1 protein-coding gene is annotated in these 1351 nt (G+C 34.9%); it reads left to right on the forward strand.

Annotated elements, in window-relative coordinates:
* Positions 1-290 precede the first annotated feature (290 nt).
* Positions 291-1351, forward strand: a 1061-nt coding sequence (locus ACSQ6I_RS18685) for a transposase (RefSeq protein ID WP_438888595.1), incomplete at its 3' end; no start/stop codon positions are given.

Raw genomic sequence — 1351 nt, forward strand, 5'->3', positions numbered from 1 at the left:
TCATATCTTGCACCTGGTTAAGGGAGACAGTATTAACCGAAAATGAGAGAATAAAAATAACATCCAGACTTGGATAAATAAATTAAAATACTGAGACAATAAATAACATATAGTCTACATAAAATAACTGCTAACATACACAAAACTAGCAGTAATTAAATCTGCACAAAGATAATTTAAATTGATTAGTAAAAATGCGAAAAAGGGTGTATTAAACAACATAAATAGCAAGAACTATGGAAGCAACTCTTGCCCGTGTCCATTCCTTAATGTGCACAATCCTAGCATTCATGCCTACTCACTATCAACGAGATAGCTTAGAAGCAATGCTAGGATTATTTCTAGAAGCTCAAGGAAAACCTTTACCACATTACAGTAAAACTAAATCAGAAAGTGCTTTAAGCCGATTTCTAAATCACTATAACTGGTCTACTCGTCAAATAATTCGTCATCTGCGTCGAACAGTAATTGAACTAATTTTGAGTGAATGCAGACGGGGACGTAAACCATTCTTACAAGTAATCATTGATCTAACTACCTTAGAAAAAACAGGTAAATTTAAGGCTTTTAACCACTTAATTACTATTTACAATCATAAACGAGGCTTACATCTAGTTGTCTTGTATTTAGTTGTTGGACAATGGCGTATTCCTTGGAATTTCCGGGTGTGGAGAGGTTCATGTTCAACAACTCCAGCTCAATTAGCTTTAAAAATGGTATGTCGTTTACCGAAACAACTTACCAGGCAATTTCATCTGAAAATCCTGGCTGACTCGGCTTTTGGTACTAAGGAGTTTATTCATGGTATTCGTCAACTTAAATATCACGCTATTCTCGGAATTGCTTGTAATCGTAAATTGGTTGATGGTCGCTCAGTTAAGGATTTATGTCATCGTGGACAACAGTTAAAACTTGTTGGTTTAGATTTTCCTGTTACTATTTCTTGGTATTATTTCAAAACTGATAAAGGTGTGTTTATCAAGAGATATGTTATTTCTACAATACCACTCAAGGCTGCAACTATCTCTTGGTGGGGTAAGCGAAGATGGCAAATAGAAGGATGGTTTAAAACTGCTAAACATCGCTTTGGTTTAGACAAATTTGGACAATGTACTCTCTTGGGTATTTATCGTTGGTTAATCTTATCTGTGACTGCCTATTTATTAGCACATTGGACTTATTTAGCTGAATATTATCCTCATACTCTTGATTGGGGTCAAGCTGCTTTTCTTGCTCTGTCCACTTTTTTTCCTATTTTATTATTGTCTTTATTATTACTTGATATTGAACGCCTTCGTCCTCTAGCATTTAGTCACGGAATTGACATTACTATTTCCAGGTGCAAGATATG

The sequence above is a fragment of the Anabaena sp. WFMT genome, assembly GCF_051781005.1.
Taxonomy (GTDB): domain Bacteria; phylum Cyanobacteriota; class Cyanobacteriia; order Cyanobacteriales; family Nostocaceae; genus Anabaena.